This window comes from Paraburkholderia tagetis (genome assembly GCF_022213065.1).
Taxonomy (GTDB): domain Bacteria; phylum Pseudomonadota; class Gammaproteobacteria; order Burkholderiales; family Burkholderiaceae; genus Paraburkholderia; species Paraburkholderia tagetis.
Genome location: NZ_JAKLJA010000060.1, coordinates 1 through 17,118, shown reverse-complemented (window position 1 = coordinate 17,118; position 17,118 = coordinate 1). Strand labels below are relative to the sequence as shown.

Genomic DNA, 17,118 nt, shown 5'->3' with positions numbered 1-17,118 from the left:
AGCATAGTCACCCTCAACATCCCCGTCTCCATGATCCAGCTTTCTCTCGATAACCTTCGGCAGGCGCCCAGCGGCGAACTGTATCGCCTCTACCTGATCATTGGCAAAATGCTCGACGATCCCCAGCGCACCCTGCAGGTTCGGCAGAGCCTGCGCCTGGGCATGACCGTCGGCTATGTGGCGGACGACCCCTTCGGCGCAGCGCGTCAGGGTCGAGTGGTCGAACTGCGCGCGACCCAGGCCGTCATCGAGGACCTGAATTCGCGCCAGAGATGGGCCGTTCGTTATGCCGCCATCGTACCAGATGGTTCGTACCCCGAAGCGAAACAAGAACCCGCGCCGCCGCCACGCGCAAACCCGGAAGAGTTTTTCGTCGGCGATACCGTTGGCTTTACCGACAAGCACCTGCGCGAGCGCGTCGGCACCATCGTCAGACTCAACCAGAAAACGGCGTCGATTGCGTGCAGCGGCACCGAAGGGCACTGGCGTGTGTCGTATGGATTGCTACGACGCGTTGTCGATGTCTAACCCATCATGGCCAGATCCAAAGTCGACGCCAGACGCGAACATCGGATCACGATGGAAATCGTGGTCGACACCTACACCGAAGAAGAATGCGCAATGGGCTGGTATTGCTACCTTGAAGATCAGCTCTCGTTTCCATTCAAGGCCCGGGTGCGCAAGACGATGGATGCCTCACCGCTAAAGAGCGGCGAGCACGTCACCGTCATCGCCCTCGCTCACGACCAACTTTGCCGCGTCGCGATATTTGTCATGGCACGGCACGGTGAACGCGAAATTGTCGTACCTCTGGCCCAGCTTGTTCCCGTTGGAGCCGACCGGAACACACGGGAGGTGGTGGCCGACTGGCATTACTGGCACGATCAGGGCTATTCGTTCTGATTCCTGTGCCGCCACCCGGATAAGACCACGCAAAGCCTTGTCACGTAAGGGATTGCGGCGGATTTTCAGTTTTCGGGGGTTGGGCGAAAATAGCCAAGCAGCTTATCTATATCGTCGAGCCTTTCTTGCGCAGTACGCCTGCTATCCCGAACCTGATGATCGTATTGCGTCTTGTAGCGCTGGTACAGCGTGCGCAACGAGGCGATCGTCGGAATGGGCAAGCTGAGCCGGTCGCCGATGTAGCGCAGCAACTGACGTGGGAGGGTGCCAACATGATCGAGCGTGCGTCCGCTTGCTCGCAGAAACACCAACTGAATGGCAGCGCCAGCACGCCGATCGCCCCGGAAACGCTCGTTAAGCGCGGCGATGTCGCTATCAGTCAGCGCCAAGTAGCGTTCGACATCGAATTCCGACAACCTCGAGGGCAGACGATGCTGCCCCACATAGCGAAACGCCAGTCCCGGCATGGCTTGCCTCCCGTCGGAGGGCGATTCGAAATCGCGGGCGGCTAGGTTACCGCAGATCGCTGCCAAGCCTGCCGATAGTCGTCTGGATCGCCCGCTGAGCCTTGCCGCTAAAGGCGTCTAGGAGGAAGCGCCAGATTTTGCACGAAAAGGACGATTACCCCTCGGACGCATCAGGTAGCGGCGCAGCGGCATGCTGTCGTTGCCGGATTCTGCGGGATGATCGCGCTGCAGCTCGCTTCGACGGTGGTGCTGCTGCCGGGGGCTCGGTGATTCGAGCGCGATCAACGGACTGCCGTATGTGCGGCCGTGTGCCGAAGATATCGACGCCTGGGAACGCGTGGGCGCGACGGCCGGGATCTTCAACAACTGCCTTGGTTATGCCGGACGTCCCGCGAAGTAATGTAGTTCCATCGTACCCCAAAGAAAGCCCCGTGCCGCGGCATGCCAGCCTTCCTGTGTCTTCAACTTTACTTTCTGGGGATGCGAACTAAACTCGGATCTTGTTGTTGAAGCGAAGTAAATCTGGAACTTTGCGGAGGGCTGGTGGTGGCTGACAATCGTCCGTTCGATCCCGCGCTCCAGTTTGGCTTTCACCCGATCGCGGTCCAGCGCTCGAAATGGATGCACCAGTTCCACGTCTGGAGCCCCAAGCTTTCCCGACGCCTTTCACTCTATTCGCATGCGGCTGTCGACTTCTGGGCCATGATGGAGTCGTACGCGTCGGTTTTGACGTTCTGCGAGTATCCGGGACTTATCCTCGTGGACCAGAAACCCCGCATCGCGGACTTCGTGCTTCGCCGGAACGATGTAACCGAGTTCGTTGTCCTAGAGACCGCGTCCCTCGTGGCGATTGACGCCGGGTCGCTTGATATCCTCGACCCATTGCCTGTCACCACCGTGAACGCTGACGCACTAAATCAGCATCGCAAGTGGATCGACAACTGGATGCGTATGTTGCCGTATGTCACCAGCAACGGCCCGTTCCTCTCGAACGAACTTCTCGACCGCATCGAACTGGGCCTGGCTTCACCGAAGCCGTTATACGCCATCGAATACGAGGCATTGCCAACCGATCCAGTCCTGACGCGAACCGCTGTCTTCGATCTGACCCGACGCGGTCGGCTTGTGAGCCCGGATCTGTGCACCGGCGAGCTGAACAGGCATACGCGTTTCAGGCAGGTTGTCGCGACAGAGGGCGCGACGTGAAAACACCCGACTGCCTTACGCGTCGGGCACTCGCCCCTGAGCTGCGTGATCTGCGCAGCTGGCCAACAGTCGATCCGTCTGCACTAACGGAAGCGCGCCGGACGATTTTTCTGCGCCGTGACCAGGCGATTCGCCAGTACCTGGAAGACCGGAGCCTGACGCTGATCGAGAGTGCGACCGGAATCCGGCGCGCGCAGCTGTACCGCCTGCTCGCCCGCTGCACCACGCTGCATGCCGACGGACGTATCCAGGGCTTCCGCGCGCTGGTACCGCATGTGCGCACGCGGGGCTATGTACGGACTCAGCCCATGCAACCGGCGGTCCCCGGCAAGCGGGGCGGCGCGGCCGGCGCGATGTCACAGCTGCTCACGCGGCATGAGGAGCTGGCAGAGTTCCTGCGAAGGCAGATCCAGCTACACAAGGTCTACTTTGGTGCGCGCGGCGAACTGCGTGGCCTGCGCGCGACGCATCGGGAATTTCTCAACCGTTGTCGCGAGCTCAATCTGACGGGCAGGCACTATCCCTTCAATCAGGACCTTCAGGGCATCCGCAGCCTGGCTGCCGCCATCCGTCGCCTGGTGGCAAACCAGACATTTGCGCAGGCGGCGCGAGCCTCAGGCGCGCAGCGCGTCCAGCCACTTCGGCCCCCACCGGATCAGATGGCGCGTGCGCCGGTCACACGTCCGTTCGAAGCGGTCGAGTTCGACGGACACAAACTGGATATCCGCCTGCGCATCCGGATGACGGATCCCATTGGACTGGACAGGGATATTGAACTCGAGCGCGTGTGGCTGCTCATTGTCCTCGATGTCTGTACGCGGGCGGTGCTGGGCTGGCACCTCGCGCTGGCCACCGAATACAACCGGCACGACGTCATCAGGACCGTACAGAACGCCCTGCAACCCCGCCGCAAACGGACTACCTTCTCGATTGCCGGTTTGCGTTACGAATCGCGCGCCGGGTTCATCAGCGAGGCCGTTCGCGAGACCGAATACGCGACATGGGACTGGTTACGCTACGACAATGCGCGCAGTCACCTTGCCGGCGAGACACTCGCCACCGTATGCGACATGATCGGCAGCCACGTCGATGCCGGCCCCTACGCAGAGCCCAACGAGCGGCCGTACATCGAGCGGTTCTTCGGCACGGTTGGCAGCACGCTGTCGCATCGGCTTCCCGGCACAACCGGGTCCAGCGCCCAGGATGTGCGGCGGGCGCTGTGCGATCCGGACGGCAAACGCAGCCTGCTGGTGAGCAGCGAAGAACTTGCCGAACTGCTCGACGTGAGCTTCGCGAATTACAACGGAACGCCGCATGACGGCCTGGGCGGGCGCTCCCCCATTGAGATGATGCAGCATTTCGCCCGGAAGCCCGGCGGGCTGTGTCGGACACTTGCCGAACGCTACCGGCAAAACCTGATGCTCCTGCAGCCCGTTCATGAGGCCATTGTCCGCGGCAACCTGCGTCGCGGCGTGCGCCCCTATGTCAACCTTTACGGGGTCCGGTATTCCAGCGGTGTGCTCGGCGAAGCGTCCGGCCGGATCGGCAAACCGTTGCGAATCTATTTCGATCCCGAGGACATGCGTGTCGTGACGGCGTTTCTCGCCAGCGGTGAGGAAATCGGCCCGCTGAGGGCGGCCAGACCTTGGGACCAGACACCGCACTCGTTGCGGCTTCGTCAGGAAATCCTGAGGCTCAAACGTCTCAAGGAAATCGACTACGGCGACCTATCCGATCCCGTAGAGGCTTACCTCAAGTATCAACGACGCAAGTCCCGCGCGAAACAGCGGCGAATGCCCCATCGCATCGCCGAAGCCGCACGTGCCGTTGAGCAGCGCGACCGGCATAACGAAATCCCGGCGGCGCCAGCATCAACCGGACCGGACAATTTCCCTGCCGTGAGCCTGCCCGAGCTCGGCAAGGGGCAGATTTTTCGTTGACCATGCCGACCGACACCTTACGGCCATCGCCGATTGATGAACATCCGGTTGTGCTGCGCAGATATCGCATCCCGACGCCATCGATCGCGCAATTCTACGCGTTACTGGTGCGCTGCCTGTCGCTGCGTACCGGAGCGATGGTCTATGCACGCTCGAGGGTCGGCAAGACCTATGCGATCCTCTTTCTGGAGTCACTGCTCGCTTCACAGCGCCCGGCCTTGCCGATCCTGCGCATGCGTTGCCAGCACAAGCGCATGGCGACCGAGACGGCTTTCTTCAGCGCTCTGCTGACGATGGCCCGGCACAAGGCGAGCTCCGGACGCGATCCGACCCAGCTGCGGCACCGGCTCACGCAGCGCCTGCTCGAAATCGCCGATCAGTCACGCAGCAGCGATATCCTGGTTTTCCTCGACGAAGCCCAGCATCTGGGCAGCTCCGAGTTCGAATGGTTGCGTGACATCCACGACGAACTCGAGCTCGAAGGTGTGCGCCTTGTGACCATGCTCGTCGGCCAGCCCTCGCTGCGCGCGAGGAAGAGCATTTTCCAGCGCGACGGAGAAGAACAAATTGTCGCCCGCTTCATGACCGAGGAACTACCCTTTCACGGCGTGCGTTCTGCGCACGAGTGTTCAGCCTGTCTGCAGGGATACGATCAGGGCGAATATCCCGAGAACTCCGGCTGGACGCATACGCGCTTCTTTTTTCCGCGCGCCTGGGACGCCGGCATGCGTCTGGCCGCTGAAGGTAGCGCGTTATGGGACGCTTTCGACGACGCCCACAAACGCGCCCAGCTGGTGGGGGAGCTGGAGCTGCCGATGGAATTCTTCACCCGCGCCGTCCAGCATATCCTGTATCAGTATGCGCCGCGCGACGCCACCGGTTTCGCCTTTTCGAGAGCAATCTGGGACGAAGGCGTCGACGTGTCCGGCTATGTGCGCGCCAGGAAGTGATAACGCCCGGCCAGTGGTCGGAACGTTGCCGTGGCAGGAACGCGGCCCGGTTTCCACCGCTGACCGGACAACGTATACAACGCGCCCGGCATGGACCTGCGCGGTCGAGTCCGCGTGGTCGCGGTTCGCAAAGTTTCAGCTGCTCAACCGGCTGAACTGGACACAACTCGGCGAGGCGCTGGCGATCCAGCCAGCCATCAATACGGGCGAGGGCATTGACCTCCGGGTGACCGATGCCTTCAGGCTCAGCGACCTGGCCGACACCCTGTGCATCAGCTTGGACGACCTCGGAAATTCGTTTTGCACTGCGAAGCGTGGCGATGCGTTGCTCGACGCGGCGAGCCCGTCGCTGCGCTTCTGCCCGACCTGCGCGTCGGCGGGTTTTCATGCCACGATTTTTCAGTTCACCGCGTTCCGGCGCTGCCCCGTTCACGAATGCGCGCTGTGCGAGGCCTGCACCGGTTGCGGGCAACCGCTCGCGTACCGCCTCCACGCAGGGCTCGTACGCCATCCGTATGCCTGCCCGGCCTGCGGGCGCTCCCTGCTCGCCGCGGCCGCGCTTCGCCGCCTGCGCGCGAACGCCGGTATCGATGCTACCGGGCTGGATCGCCTGCGCGCATGGCACGACTACTTCTTCCGCTATGTGCAGCTGCTCGGCCCAGGCAGGCGGCGCATGCGTGATGCGGCGGGGCAGTACCTTGCCGGCGACGAAATCCAGGCGTGCTCGGACATTCCCCGTCGTCTCACGTTTATCGGCGAGCTGGAGCGACGCCTTCGCCGGCCGCCTGAGCTGCCCCGCGTCGATCCCGCACCCGAGGCCAGTGCACAACGCGGGGGCGGCTCTCGACCGTCAGTGCGCTTGCCGGTCAACTGCGCCTGGGCAGCCGGCTGGCCGCACGTCGACCACACTTGCATCATGCTGTGCGCCGTCTACAGTAAGGTCCGGAAAAATCATGTACGCCGTCTGGCGCGTTCAATCCGGCCCGTACATCCAGAGGCTGGCTCCATTCGCCATTCGCCCGAATTCGGATTGTTGCTGTGCGACGGCAACATCTCTGCTCAGTCGATTGCCCTGCTGGGATGGCGCCTGTCCTGGGAGCGGCGTTTCAGCATCCAGACACTCACGCGCTGCCAGGGAAATTATCCGCCTTTTGGACTGTTCGAATGGCTGGCCTTCATGCCGGCCCATTTGCCGCCCACAGCCGACCCGCGGGGCTGGCTGCATCGCCATTTCGTTCACGCACTGGGTCAAACCTGGAACGCGTGGTGTGCGATCGCTTCCGGGATGCAGGAAAGCGGCGGCTACGTGGTCTCACCGCTGCTTTTCCCCACGCGCCTGCTCTGGCTGGATTATCCCGTCGACGGGGATGCCTTGGGCACTGTGCGTTCGACCACGCATGTCGTCCCGCTCCGCGAGGCGGCCGCTCGCGGCTGATCTGATCGCGCTCGCACCGCCCGTTGTTCTGGAACCGCTATGGGCGCTTTCCTCTGTCAACCGCGCGTGAGGCTGGTGACAGTAGTCAGCGAAAGATCGACCGGCGCGGGCTTTCGCAGGCGGATGCAGCAACCCTGGTCAGGCCGTGCCGAAGTTGATGTTCGGGTGCTTCCCCCTTGCCTTACCAGACCGGAAACACGACGTCCGGCTGCGGCGTAAATTGAATGCCCGAGCCGGGGCAGATCACGCGGCCCCGGACGGCGACGCGCTGGTTCAGGTACGGTAGCAGGAGCGTGGGGGCTGGTGCGCCTCCTTCACCAAGGAGAATGTCGGACACCTCCTTGTCATTGCACGGCGACGTCGAGGGGCGATCCAGCATGATCGTTGTATAGTCACCCGGCGCGTACTTCCCGCTGCCACGCTGAATAGTCCCAGTGATCCAGATGTCGTATTGCAGGGGCAACGTCGGCAGCGGCGGGCTGGCAGACATGGCGTTCTCTGACCATAACCCGGCGATCACCGCTGCCGGGACCAGGACACACAATCGTCTTTTCATGGCGCAAGCCTTTTGACGTCCGGTGCACGTCACTGTTTCCTTTTCACTTCCCCGAAGTCGGCATCTATCACGTCCTCGTACTTCCCGAACAGCACATGGTCTCCAACCTTCACATCCGGCACGCACCGTTTGGCCGTCCTGGCACCGCTTTCCGGGGCCAACGGCGATGACTTCACCCTGATCGGGTTTCTCACCGGCGGTCGCCGGTATGACGATGCCTGCCGCGATCTTGCGCTCCTTTTCAACACGCTTGACCACGACCCGGTCATGCAAGGGCATGAGCTTCATGATCGTGCTCCCTGAGACGCCGTGCGGGCGCGGCCAGCTCCCGCATGCATACCGGTGCGCCCGTTCCCGGAAAGCCTGCGCGCCAGTTTGGCGGGCGCGGTCGCCACATGTCAATATCGTGGTCGGTTTCATCGTTGGCCTCCGTCGTCAGTCGGGAAAATTCGGTCCTCCCGCGATCAACCATGATCTGGCCGCGCCTGCGCTTATGGGACATCGCGCCATGTCGCCTCGTCAAAATCCCTGGCAAGCCCCGGCGCGAGTGGCAGCGTCCCCGGCACGATGTAACCCGCAGGCTCGACCGTCGGCTCGGGTGTCAGCCGCAGGTCAGCGAGTCTGGCCCTGAGGAACGCGTCGGCATGCGCAAGCCGGTCCTCAAGCTCCGGTTCCATAATGCCCAGAACCTGCGCTGCGGCATCCGCAGGCTGCGCTTCCAGGCGACAGAGCGTAACGGCGCGTCGCCAGGGTTCCGGCAGCTCCGCAAGCAGCTTTGCCACCAGCTCGCGAAGCTCCCGGGTCATGACCGCATCCTCCGGCGTGTCGTCCATTGCCGGCACCATGTCTTCGAGGCGCAGGACTTCGTCGGGCTGCCAGTACTCGAACAGAATCTCGTCGTCGTCATCGTGTGGTTCGTGGAGCTGGACGGGTAGCCTGCCTTCGAGTGAAATGCATCGACCTTCCTCGCTCTGTCGATGCGCCACTTCGTCGGCAAGCCGTTCGAGCGCGATCTGGTAGAGCCATTGCAGCGGTTCGAGCCTGCGCGGGCGTTCTGCCTGCCGTTCGCAGGCACGGGCCAGGGCCTCGTCGACGATGTCGTCGACCGTCGGGTCGCCTGGCGCGAGATCGCCCCGTGCCTGGAGATAGGCGAGTTCCCGCTGAACGAAGTGCTGCAGCGGTGCGAGCAGGGGGCGCACGAACTCGCCGAACCACGCGGATCTGGCGTCCGTCTGCGCCGCCAGGGCCGCCTTGAACCGCCGCAACCCGGCGCGCCGTTCCTTGCGGCGCCAGGCATCCTCGTGACGCAGATGCGCGATGTGCCGTTCGAGCTGCCGCTCCAGTTCGGTCATGGAGAGTTCGATCGCCGTGGCCGGCTCCGGCGAATCATTCCCGCTCGCGAGCGCTCCTCCCGGCAGCACCAGCAGGAGCCGTGTGCGGTAGACACTGCGATGGCGGCTTCTTTCCACCGTCGCATGCAGCCGGGCCAGCTCGGCCGGAAAATGCGACAGATGAGGCTTCAGGCGTCGCTCCGCGAGCCGGCCAATCAGGTCATCCAGCTCCGGGCGGGAGAGCTTCGCAACGTTGCGGTAACTGATCGACGTTTTCATGTCAAACCTGCGCATGTCGGGGCGCGCCGCGGTGGCGAGCGACGCCAAGTCCGTTTGGTCCGGGCCCCACGCCAGGTGGCGCGTGGCGCGGCGAACCGGATCCGTTAATACATGCCGGCATGCCTGCTGCCTCGTCAGTCGGACCAGCCTGTCTCCGGTAATCAGGTATCCTGGCTGAAAACTTCCAGACCCGTCAGGCACCAGCATCGAATCCGGCCAGTCGGGCACCCCGGCCGCGAGGCCGCGCATTGACAGTCGTGCCCTCGCGGCGCAACGCCGAGCCGGACGTTGCGCCGCGTGACCCTCTCATTCACTTTTGTTCCCCTTGCCACTGGCGTCCGGTTCCTTTCTCTCCAGGCTCAGGTAGGTATTGGCAGCCACCAGCCCGAACACGATGTGATTGAGGAAACTCACCCAGCCACGGGCATCGGCAAACCAGGAAAACCATTGCGTCATGCCATGGAAGTTGATCACGTACAGCAACACGCCGAATATGGCACCCACCAGCGACGCCGTCCCGACACTGGAATCCAGGCTGAATGGTGCCATGATCACTGCCAGAATGACCGCGAAGAGGATCGCCAGCACAAAGTGCGTAAGCAGCGCCACTATCACGACGCCCGCCGCAAACGTAGCGGGTTGTGCGAGCACGTCGCGGCCCATCACGATGGCCGCAATCATCCGCAGCGGCGACCATACGCTTTGCCGGGCAACACCCATGGCAAAAAGTTCAATCACCAGGAAAACGGCGCCCGCCACGCACCCGCCGATAATGGCTGCCGGCCACTCGGGCATGCGGCGAACGAAATGATGCGAATGCATGTGAAGTTCCATCATGACCTCCTCGGGATCTGCAGGTCTTTCCTCACCGGCGCCATCGCCAGATCGCCTCCGCGACATCCGGCGGCGGTGCGCGAAACGGGCGACTGTCCACAAGCCGCACGGCGTACTCCAACGCTTCCGATTCCGCCTTCTCGCGACTCGGCCAGCGGCGGCGCAGCCATGGCAGGTGCCAGTTCACGAAAACCTCGCCATCCCTCACAACCTGAACAAATACAAGGTATCCGTTCGCCGCGGTTTGCCACGGATATGCCGCCGTCCGTACGTGCCTCACGACGAGGGTATGCATACGGATCTCCAATCCGTTGCGCATCTCGGTCCTCACCCGTTCCATTGAATCACTCCCCCTCGCGCGTGCAGGCATCCTACCGGCCGTGCAGTGCTCCTGCCAAAACCGCTCCGAATCTGGTGCCCATCGCTTCATGGAATCACCGCCGGCATACGGCATGATCGACGGCGTACCGACGTCGCGAGCGGTGCCCGCACGGCAACCGCGCTGCTAACCGCGGCGCAGGTGAAACGTGAGTTGGCGAAACGTCTGCCGCAGGACAGCAATGCGGTCCGACAGCGTGGGTCGGGCACGCTGCGTGAACGGCCGGAAACCGCTGGAAAGGTCGACTATCGTACGGTGGAGGCGCTCGAACAGCGTAGTCGAAGCCGAGCGTAGGTGAAGGCAGCTCATCGTCTTCTCCTTCGACGCAGCAAGGAAGAGAACGGGCTTGCGCGCTCCAGTTCGCCTGCCATGCTGCGGGGCAAACAAATCGAAACACGCAGCATGCAACCGGTCCATCACCGGGCACACTGCCTGAGCTGCATATAAGTTAGTTTCACTGATGAAAATTTTCAAGGTCGTGCGATGGATCCCGGTAACCTAGCCGGCGAGCCAGTTTGCGGCTTCCGGAGTGCCTCACGGAGGACACCACATTTTCACGGTGGCGAGCAGCAGCGCCACCGGGACCGGCTTGATGAGGCAGTCGTCCCACTGCACCGGCCCCGGCGACGAAGGTGGCATCGCCGTATGAACCAGGATCGGGATGTGTGCCAGTGCAGGATGCGCCCGGAGCTGGCGACACAGTTCACCGCCACCCATCTGCGGCATCACCCAGTCCGTTATGATCAAATCGGGCGGCTGGCGAAGGGCCTGCGCGAGCGCCTCCACGCCGTCGTGTGAGCAGCACACGTCATACCCTTCGGCGGTGAGTATGAGGCCGCACGCATCGAGCAACTCAGGCTGGTCGTCGACAAGCAGGATAGAAGGCATTTTGCTGGTCGGTAGAGTTGTTTTCGCGACGCGGAGCAAATGGCGTTCCCGAGCGCCGGCCGGAAAGATATTGGCCGCCGAGGCGGTGCGAGGAAACGATAATATGTCCTCGCATGCGCGTCTTTGCTCAACGATTCACGCATTGGGTACGGATCATGACCGATTCTCAAACGGGAACCCTGCACGCCCTCGCCGGATTTCTCCGACGGGAACAGGTGCGCCTGACGGAAAGATGGATGCAGGCGGTTGCTGCCGATGCCGACCTCATCGAGGCGGACCGGCTGACCTGGGAGCAACTAGCCGACCACCTGCCCGCCATACTGAGCGGCATCTGCGTCGCGCTCGAAGAGCAGGATCTCCAGCCGGTCGAACGGGCCATCGAACGCGATGCGAGGCAACACGGGAACGTGCGCTGGCAGCAGGGTTACCGCGTTGATGAACTCGTGCGCGAACTGGAGCTGTTCCGGCGGCAACTGGCCAGCGCCGTCCGGGCCTTCGCGGAGTCCGAGGACACGTTTACCCGCGACCATGAATCCCGTGCCCTGCGCCTGATCGACGAGGCGCTCAGTTTTGTCACCCTGACGTCGATCCGCGAGGTCATCGGCGAGCGTGACCGGACCATCGCGGAATACACTAGCCAACTGGAACGCTCCAACCGGGAGCTGCGGGAGCAGCAACGCCAGGTCAGTGAACTGCACCGGTCGCGCATGCAGATCACGCGCAGCCTCGTGCACGACCTGCGCAACTTCCTGAACGCCTTTTCGGTCGACCTGCAGCTGATTGCGCGTGTTCCATCCGGAGCCGAGGCCGGGCTGGCGCTCGCGACCCGGCAGGCAAATGACATGAAGCAGCTGGTCGACGAAATGATGGAGTATTCGGTCGTCGTCGGCGAAAACAACCATAACTGCATCGAGCCGGTCGATCTGCCCATGCTGTTCGACGAACTGGTCACGGCCGCCCGTCCGGGGATCGAAGCGAAGGGCCTGCATCTGTCTGCCCGCCTTGAGGCCGGACTGGTCCGGGTGCAGTCGAACCGCATCAGGCTCAAGCAGGTCGCGCTGAACCTGCTGTCGAATGCGACGAAATATACCCGCGAAGGGGAAATCGAACTGGTCATCGCGAGATGCGGAGACAGCCAGTGGTCCATGCGGGTCGCCGACACCGGTGTCGGCATTGCGCCGTCAGACACGGAACGCGTGTTCAGGGAGTTCGAGCGGGCCGCCGGCGACGACGTCCCGGGAGCCGGTCTGGGTCTGGCGATTGTCAGGGAGCTGTGCCGCTCGCTCGAGGGCGAAATCCATTTCGAGTCCCGCGAGGGGCAAGGCACGACATTCGAAATCCGCTTTCCTCTCGACCTGACGCCGATAAGCTGACGCTGCACCCGCCGGCTCGCGATCTGGCCGGCTGTGCGCAGGGTGCGCGCCTCGCGATCGTTGTTCTACGTGTGTCGATGACGCGGATCCAGCCCGACCTGCTCCGCGAAAATGCTGAAAAGCGTGCCGTCCGGCACGCCAGATTCGGCCACGGGTGAGGTGCTGTCACGCGGCATCGACCGGCGCCTGCACCTTGCCGGACTCCGAAGGTAGCCGGATTATTGACACTGTTCAATCCGCGCGGCGGGTAACGACGCTCCTTGTGGGACGGCCTTCGGACGACACCGCACGCCCAGGTCGCGCTGGAGGCACGCTCAGGCAGCCAGTCCTGCTATCCCGTCTGCAGTCCGCATCACTGGATCGGCGGTGCGGTGCCCAGTTTTTCGGCCAGCATCCGCTCGTACACGCCGAAGTGCAGGTCCACTTCAGACTGATCGACTGCGGTAACGATCAGGGTGACCTGGTCCGGCAGCAGACCAAGCACGCCCGCGATACACGTTTCGAGCTGTGGCGCGCAAACCTTGTCCTTGACGACAGTCGTCCCGATCGTGACTTCATAGTTTTTCTCCTGTCGGCAAACCACTTCCACCAGGCGCGCGCGGGCGCTCATGTTGTTGTCGACCGCCATCCGGATGACGTCCACCGCCTTGCGCATCGCTTCTGTCGGAAACCCCCGGGTCGAACGCAGCCGCATGCGGTGCGGGCCCAGGGTCAGCCAGTCGGTATCGAATTCCATCGCGTCCTCCATTTGCTGTATGGTTCCGCCGCGATGATATGACCGGGCAAAAAAATTTCAAGGGTGCACCGCTGCTTTTGCCCCTTGAAATCCTCGCCAGAGTGTCTATCTTAGGTTTCGCTCAGGCAGACGCGCGGCTTGCAACGTCCCGTGCGCTGCGTGTTTCGATTTGTTTTGCCAGACGCTGGCAGGCGAACTGGAGCGCGTAGGCCCGTTCGCCTCCATCAACATTTGAGGAGAACTGCATCATGAGCGATTTCTACTCCGGATCTGACCTCTTCAGCGAGTTCGACCGACTGCAACGGCAGATGGCGAACCTCTTCGGTACTTTCCCCTCCAGCCTTCGGGCGAGCCGCTTCGGCGCCTTCCCGCCGGTCAACATTGGCGCGACCGACGAGTCGATCGAGATCGTCGCCTTTGCACCCGGCGTCAATGCGGCGGAACTCGACGTATCGATCGACAAGGGGCTGCTGACCATCAGCGGTGAGCGCAAACCGGCACAGCCGGATACCAGCGAGGACACGCGTCTGTATGCGCAGGAGCGCTTCACTGGCGCGTTCCGGCGGGTGATCGAGCTGCCGGAGAACGCAGATCCCGACAAGGTTCAGGCGCGCTACGAGAATGGCTGCCTGTCGATTGCGATCGGCAAGCGCGAATCCTCGAAGCCTCGCGCGATCACCGTCCAGTAACCCCAGGAGCCGAAAATGAGCGATACCACTGAACTGAGCAAGCGCGACCCGTCGGCCGTCACGCGCACCGGGAACGAGCCGTCCGCGCGACGGATGACAATTACTCCTGCCGTCGATATCTACGAGGACAGTCAGGGCGTCACACTCTGGGCCGACCTGCCAGGAGTTACCCGGGACAAGCTCGATGTGCGGGTCCATGACGGCAATCTCGCCATCGAGGCTGAGGCGGTCGTGCCGACACCGGCAAATCTGCGGCTGCAGCATGCCGAGGTCCGTGAGCCGCGCTTTGCGCGCACGTTCACGCTCTCCCCGGACTTCGACACATCGAAGATCGAGGCAAATCTGAAGGACGGCGTACTGAAGCTCACGATCCCACGCCGTGACGAGGCGCGCCCGCGGCGGATCGAAGTGCGTACGGGCTGAAGTCGGCGCGTAGGGCAGCAGGCAGAAAGCACAGTGGGTGGCGGCGGCCTGGCTGCCTCCCCGCCGACAGCGGAGGCCCGGATGGGCGAGCCGTTCCCGACAGCAATGTCCGTGGCCAACATTGCGATGTCCAACTGCCACCTGCACCAACATGCACGGCGGTGGTTCACCGCAGCAGAAGCGCCGCGCGATGCGCTGTCGTGCGCCGTCAGTCGGCCTGGAAAGGGAACATTCGCGGCCGCGGAGCGCCAGGTGGCCGCCCAAACCGCTCCCTCAGCCCAGTCCGAAAACGTCGACGTTGGAAACGCAGGGGTGCGGGTGCCATAACCGGTTCTCCTGCCAGATTCCAGAGGAGGAAACGATGAATCCCGATCCGAAAAAGTGGAATCCCTTCAAGTTCCTTCGCGGGGCTGTGCGCAAGTCCGATGCGGACAGCACGGAGAGCCCGCCGACGAGCGAAAACGAACAATGGCGGGCCCCCCTGCCCGACATTGCGCGATTGTTCTCACGGGAACCATGGCGCGCAGTGGAGGAGTTTTTTCACGACCCGTTTGCAGGCCGTAGCGTGCTCGAGCGATGGTTCGGCGACTTCAGTTCATCGCGCTTCCAGCCACGCATCGACGTTGTCGACGAGGGACCCGTGCTACGCGTGACCGCAGAGCTGCCCGGGATGGAGCGCGAAGACGTGAAGGTGAGTGTCGAGGACGGCGCGATCGTGCTGCGTGGTGAGAAAAAGCAGGATGTGCGCAGTGAGGAAAACGGCTGCTACCGGCTGGAGCGTGCGCATGGACGCTTCGTGCGCACGATCCCCATGCCTGAATACGCCGATCCCGGTCGCGCCCTGGCAAAATTCGACAACGGTGTACTCACGTTGACCGTGCCGAAAACGGAGCCGGTACCGTCCACGAGTCGCACGATCGATATCAGTTAGGGCGAGCCTGCAATGCGCAATGACGGCGGGCAGAAAAGTGGACTGGGTCGTTAGCTCAGCTGGTAGAGCAGCGGACTTTTAATCCGTTGGTCACTGGTTCGAATCCAGTACGACCCACGTGCAGCCGGGCACGGACAGCGCCAGGTTCGACTAGGCCATGGATGGCGGTCAGCCACCCGTGGTGGACCGCTCGCTATGGAAACGCATCACGTCGGGGGTTCCCGACGCATATCGCACGGCGTGGTCCTTCGGACCGGGTTGGATCTCACACCAGAATTCCTGGTGGCGGGCACCGAGACGTCGGGCAGCCTCATAGCGATGAAAATGACTGGCAAGCCAGAACTGGCAGCCATCAAAGAACACCTTCATCGCCGGCTGCGCCCCGCGCATTAAACCACGGCGGACGTCGGCCATAGCGTCCTGCAGCGCAGCATCGGCGAACAACCCCTTGGAGGCAAGCTCATCGTCAACCGAGAGCTGCAAGAACTTGAGATAGTCCCGGCCGAGGACGCCGGCGGGAAGTTTCATAGAAGAGTAGACGGGCGAACGAGGATGGCTGGGCATATGTCTGATTCTGCGGGGACAGCAAGACGGTCGTGATGCGGGATATGTCGCCACACTCCCGATCCCCGATCGATCTGGCTGGCCGGGGCAGTTCATTCCTCAGCCATGAGATGGCGGATAACCAGCGCCGGGTCGGCGATATCCAGAATCAGCCGGCGAAGGATGCGCCTGCGCATGTGCTCCTCGTCGAGCGTCCACGGCGCGCCCTTTTCGCTGAGATAGCGAGCGAGGGCATCCTGGTTGTCGGCGCCTGCCGGCAGGTCAAGCCGAACGGCCAGCAGGGCCGCCACGACGTCATCGATCTCGATGTCGAGCGGTCTTGAGTCAATGAAAAGTTCGAGTTTCATGACGGTCTCAGGCAAAAAGCGGCACTGCCCCCGCGAAGACTGAAAGAACAGTGCCGTAAAAAATGCACCGGCCGGGCTGGACGGCCGGTGCAGAGCGGAACCGATGTACGGTCAGTACTCCAGTTCCGGCGCACTCGCGGGCGCCGGCTTTTCGTCCTTCGGCGCTTCGGCCACCGTTGCATCCGTCGTCAGGATCAGCCCAGCGATCGATGCGGCGTTCTGCAGAGCCGTGCGCGTGACCTTGGTGGGATCGACCACCCCCGCCTCGACAAGATCGCCGTATTCGCCGGTGGCCGCGTTGTAGCCGAAGTTGCCCTTGCCTTCGAGCACCTTCGCGATGACCACCGAGGGCTCGTCACCCGCATTCGAGGCGATCACGCGCAACGGCGCTTCGAGCGAGCGCAGCACGATATGGATGCCGGCGTCCTGATCACCGTTGACACCCTTCAGGTTCGAAACTGCCGAACGTGCGCGCAGCAAAGCCACACCACCACCCGGCACGATGCCTTCTTCGACCGCCGCACGCGTGGCGTGCAGCGCGTCGTCGACGCGGTCTTTCTTCTCCTTCATCTCAACCTCGGTGGCCGCTCCGACCTTGATCACGGCCACGCCGCCGGCGAGCTTCGCCACGCGCTCCTGCAGCTTCTCGCGATCATAGTCACTCGTCGCTTCCTCGATCTGCGCACGGATGGACTTCACGCGCGCCTCGATGCGCTTCGCGTCACCGGCGCCGTCGATGATGATGGTGTCGTCCTTGCGGACCTCGATGCGTATTCCACGACACCCGAGCGCGGATTCCACGCGTAGCCGAGCAGGTTTTCCACGAACACGCGAGCGCTCGTTCCACACGGAAGCGAGCACTTAAGCAGTGACGCGGGTGGTCAGTT

General features: G+C 62.9%; 18 protein-coding genes, 1 tRNA gene and 3 pseudogenes. 11 read left to right on the top strand and 11 right to left on the bottom strand.

Annotated elements, in window-relative coordinates:
• Window positions 1-30: 30 nt before the first annotated feature.
• Window positions 31-528 (top strand): hypothetical protein, encoded by a 498-nt coding sequence (locus L5014_RS34845; RefSeq protein ID WP_238468428.1) that lies wholly within the window; start codon window positions 31-33, stop codon window positions 526-528.
• 51 nt (window positions 529-579) lie between these two features.
• Window positions 580-903, top strand: coding sequence for a calcium-binding protein (locus tag L5014_RS34840; RefSeq protein ID WP_338019377.1), 324 nt, complete (start codon window positions 580-582; stop codon window positions 901-903).
• A 110-nt stretch (window positions 904-1,013) separates the two neighbouring features.
• Here the strand turns inward: L5014_RS34840 and L5014_RS34835 are convergent.
• Window positions 1,014-1,370 (bottom strand): annotated as a pseudogene (locus L5014_RS34835) (DUF4158 domain-containing protein); the annotation flags it as partial.
• Between the two features lie 546 nt (window positions 1,371-1,916).
• Here L5014_RS34835 and L5014_RS34825 point away from each other — a divergent pair.
• Genes L5014_RS34825 through L5014_RS34810 form a run of 4 tightly spaced genes read left to right on the top strand, consistent with a single transcriptional unit; the run spans window position 1,917 to window position 6,901 of the window.
• Window positions 1,917-2,576 (top strand): hypothetical protein, encoded by a 660-nt coding sequence (locus tag L5014_RS34825; RefSeq protein WP_238468425.1) that lies wholly within the window; start codon window positions 1,917-1,919, stop codon window positions 2,574-2,576.
• Window positions 2,573-4,516: an integrase gene (locus tag L5014_RS34820; RefSeq protein ID WP_238468424.1), complete on the top strand. Its 1,944-nt coding sequence runs from the start codon at window positions 2,573-2,575 to the stop codon at window positions 4,514-4,516. The genes L5014_RS34825 and L5014_RS34820 overlap by 4 nt, the downstream gene beginning before the upstream one ends.
• 2 nt (window positions 4,517-4,518) lie before the next feature.
• On the top strand, window positions 4,519-5,466 hold the full coding sequence (locus L5014_RS34815; protein WP_238468440.1) for an ATP-binding protein: 948 nt from the start codon (window positions 4,519-4,521) through the stop codon (window positions 5,464-5,466).
• A gap of 25 nt (window positions 5,467-5,491) precedes the next feature.
• Complete coding sequence (locus L5014_RS34810) at window positions 5,492-6,901, top strand: hypothetical protein (RefSeq protein WP_224045541.1); 1,410 nt, start codon at window positions 5,492-5,494, stop codon at window positions 6,899-6,901.
• A 181-nt stretch (window positions 6,902-7,082) separates the two neighbouring features.
• On the opposite strand, the gene L5014_RS34805 is transcribed toward L5014_RS34810, so the two are convergent.
• The 6 genes and pseudogenes from L5014_RS34805 to L5014_RS34780 form a co-directional block, all read right to left on the bottom strand.
• Window positions 7,083-7,457 carry a hypothetical protein gene (locus tag L5014_RS34805; RefSeq protein ID WP_112175294.1) on the bottom strand — a complete coding sequence of 125 codons (375 nt, stop codon included), beginning with the start codon at window positions 7,455-7,457 and terminating at the stop codon, window positions 7,083-7,085.
• Window positions 7,458-7,534: 77 nt separating this feature from the next.
• Window positions 7,535-7,745, bottom strand: a pseudogene (locus L5014_RS34800) (co-chaperone GroES); the annotation flags it as partial.
• A 203-nt stretch (window positions 7,746-7,948) separates the two neighbouring features.
• The gene (locus L5014_RS34795) at window positions 7,949-9,067 is read right to left on the bottom strand and encodes an RNA polymerase subunit sigma-28 (RefSeq protein WP_238468423.1); all 1,119 of its coding nucleotides are present in this window, start codon (window positions 9,065-9,067) and stop codon (window positions 7,949-7,951) included.
• 306 nt (window positions 9,068-9,373) lie between these two features.
• A complete protein-coding gene (locus L5014_RS34790; RefSeq protein WP_112175339.1) occupies window positions 9,374-9,901 on the bottom strand; it encodes a hypothetical protein in 528 nt (175 codons plus the stop codon).
• 31 nt (window positions 9,902-9,932) lie between these two features.
• Window positions 9,933-10,196, bottom strand: coding sequence for a hypothetical protein (locus tag L5014_RS34785; RefSeq protein WP_224045540.1), 264 nt, complete (start codon window positions 10,194-10,196; stop codon window positions 9,933-9,935).
• 618 nt (window positions 10,197-10,814) lie between these two features.
• Window positions 10,815-11,168: a response regulator gene (locus L5014_RS34780; RefSeq protein ID WP_238468422.1), complete on the bottom strand. Its 354-nt coding sequence runs from the start codon at window positions 11,166-11,168 to the stop codon at window positions 10,815-10,817.
• Window positions 11,169-11,323: 155 nt separating this feature from the next.
• Between L5014_RS34780 and L5014_RS34775 the strand changes: the two genes are divergently transcribed.
• Window positions 11,324-12,541 (top strand): sensor histidine kinase, encoded by a 1,218-nt coding sequence (locus tag L5014_RS34775; protein WP_238468421.1) that lies wholly within the window; start codon window positions 11,324-11,326, stop codon window positions 12,539-12,541.
• 352 nt (window positions 12,542-12,893) lie between these two features.
• Here the strand turns inward: L5014_RS34775 and L5014_RS34770 are convergent, their stop codons facing one another.
• Window positions 12,894-13,277: a hypothetical protein gene (locus tag L5014_RS34770; protein ID WP_112175290.1), complete on the bottom strand. Its 384-nt coding sequence runs from the start codon at window positions 13,275-13,277 to the stop codon at window positions 12,894-12,896.
• Between the two features lie 248 nt (window positions 13,278-13,525).
• On the opposite strand from L5014_RS34770, the gene L5014_RS34765 reads away from it, so the two are divergent.
• The 4 genes from L5014_RS34765 to L5014_RS34750 all read left to right on the top strand — a co-directional run bounded on the left by L5014_RS34765 (window position 13,526) and on the right by L5014_RS34750 (window position 15,437).
• Window positions 13,526-13,966: an Hsp20/alpha crystallin family protein gene (locus L5014_RS34765; RefSeq protein ID WP_112175289.1), complete on the top strand. Its 441-nt coding sequence runs from the start codon at window positions 13,526-13,528 to the stop codon at window positions 13,964-13,966.
• A 15-nt stretch (window positions 13,967-13,981) separates the two neighbouring features.
• Window positions 13,982-14,389, top strand: a complete 408-nt coding sequence (locus L5014_RS34760) for an Hsp20/alpha crystallin family protein (RefSeq protein WP_183708485.1) — start codon at window positions 13,982-13,984, stop codon at window positions 14,387-14,389.
• 361 nt (window positions 14,390-14,750) lie between these two features.
• Window positions 14,751-15,320: an Hsp20/alpha crystallin family protein gene (locus L5014_RS34755; protein WP_112175287.1), complete on the top strand. Its 570-nt coding sequence runs from the start codon at window positions 14,751-14,753 to the stop codon at window positions 15,318-15,320.
• Between the two features lie 44 nt (window positions 15,321-15,364).
• A tRNA-Lys gene (locus L5014_RS34750) sits at window positions 15,365-15,437 on the top strand.
• Window positions 15,438-15,488: 51 nt separating this feature from the next.
• Here L5014_RS34750 and L5014_RS34745 read toward each other — a convergent pair.
• The 3 genes and pseudogenes from L5014_RS34745 to L5014_RS34735 all read right to left on the bottom strand — a co-directional run.
• On the bottom strand, window positions 15,489-15,848 hold the full coding sequence (locus L5014_RS34745) for a hypothetical protein (protein WP_112175286.1): 360 nt from the start codon (window positions 15,846-15,848) through the stop codon (window positions 15,489-15,491).
• A gap of 128 nt (window positions 15,849-15,976) precedes the next feature.
• Complete coding sequence (locus tag L5014_RS34740) at window positions 15,977-16,231, bottom strand: hypothetical protein (RefSeq protein ID WP_112175285.1); 255 nt, start codon at window positions 16,229-16,231, stop codon at window positions 15,977-15,979.
• 111 nt (window positions 16,232-16,342) lie between these two features.
• Window positions 16,343-17,002, bottom strand: a pseudogene (locus tag L5014_RS34735) (TCP-1/cpn60 chaperonin family protein); the annotation flags it as partial.
• Window positions 17,003-17,118 lie beyond the last annotated feature (116 nt).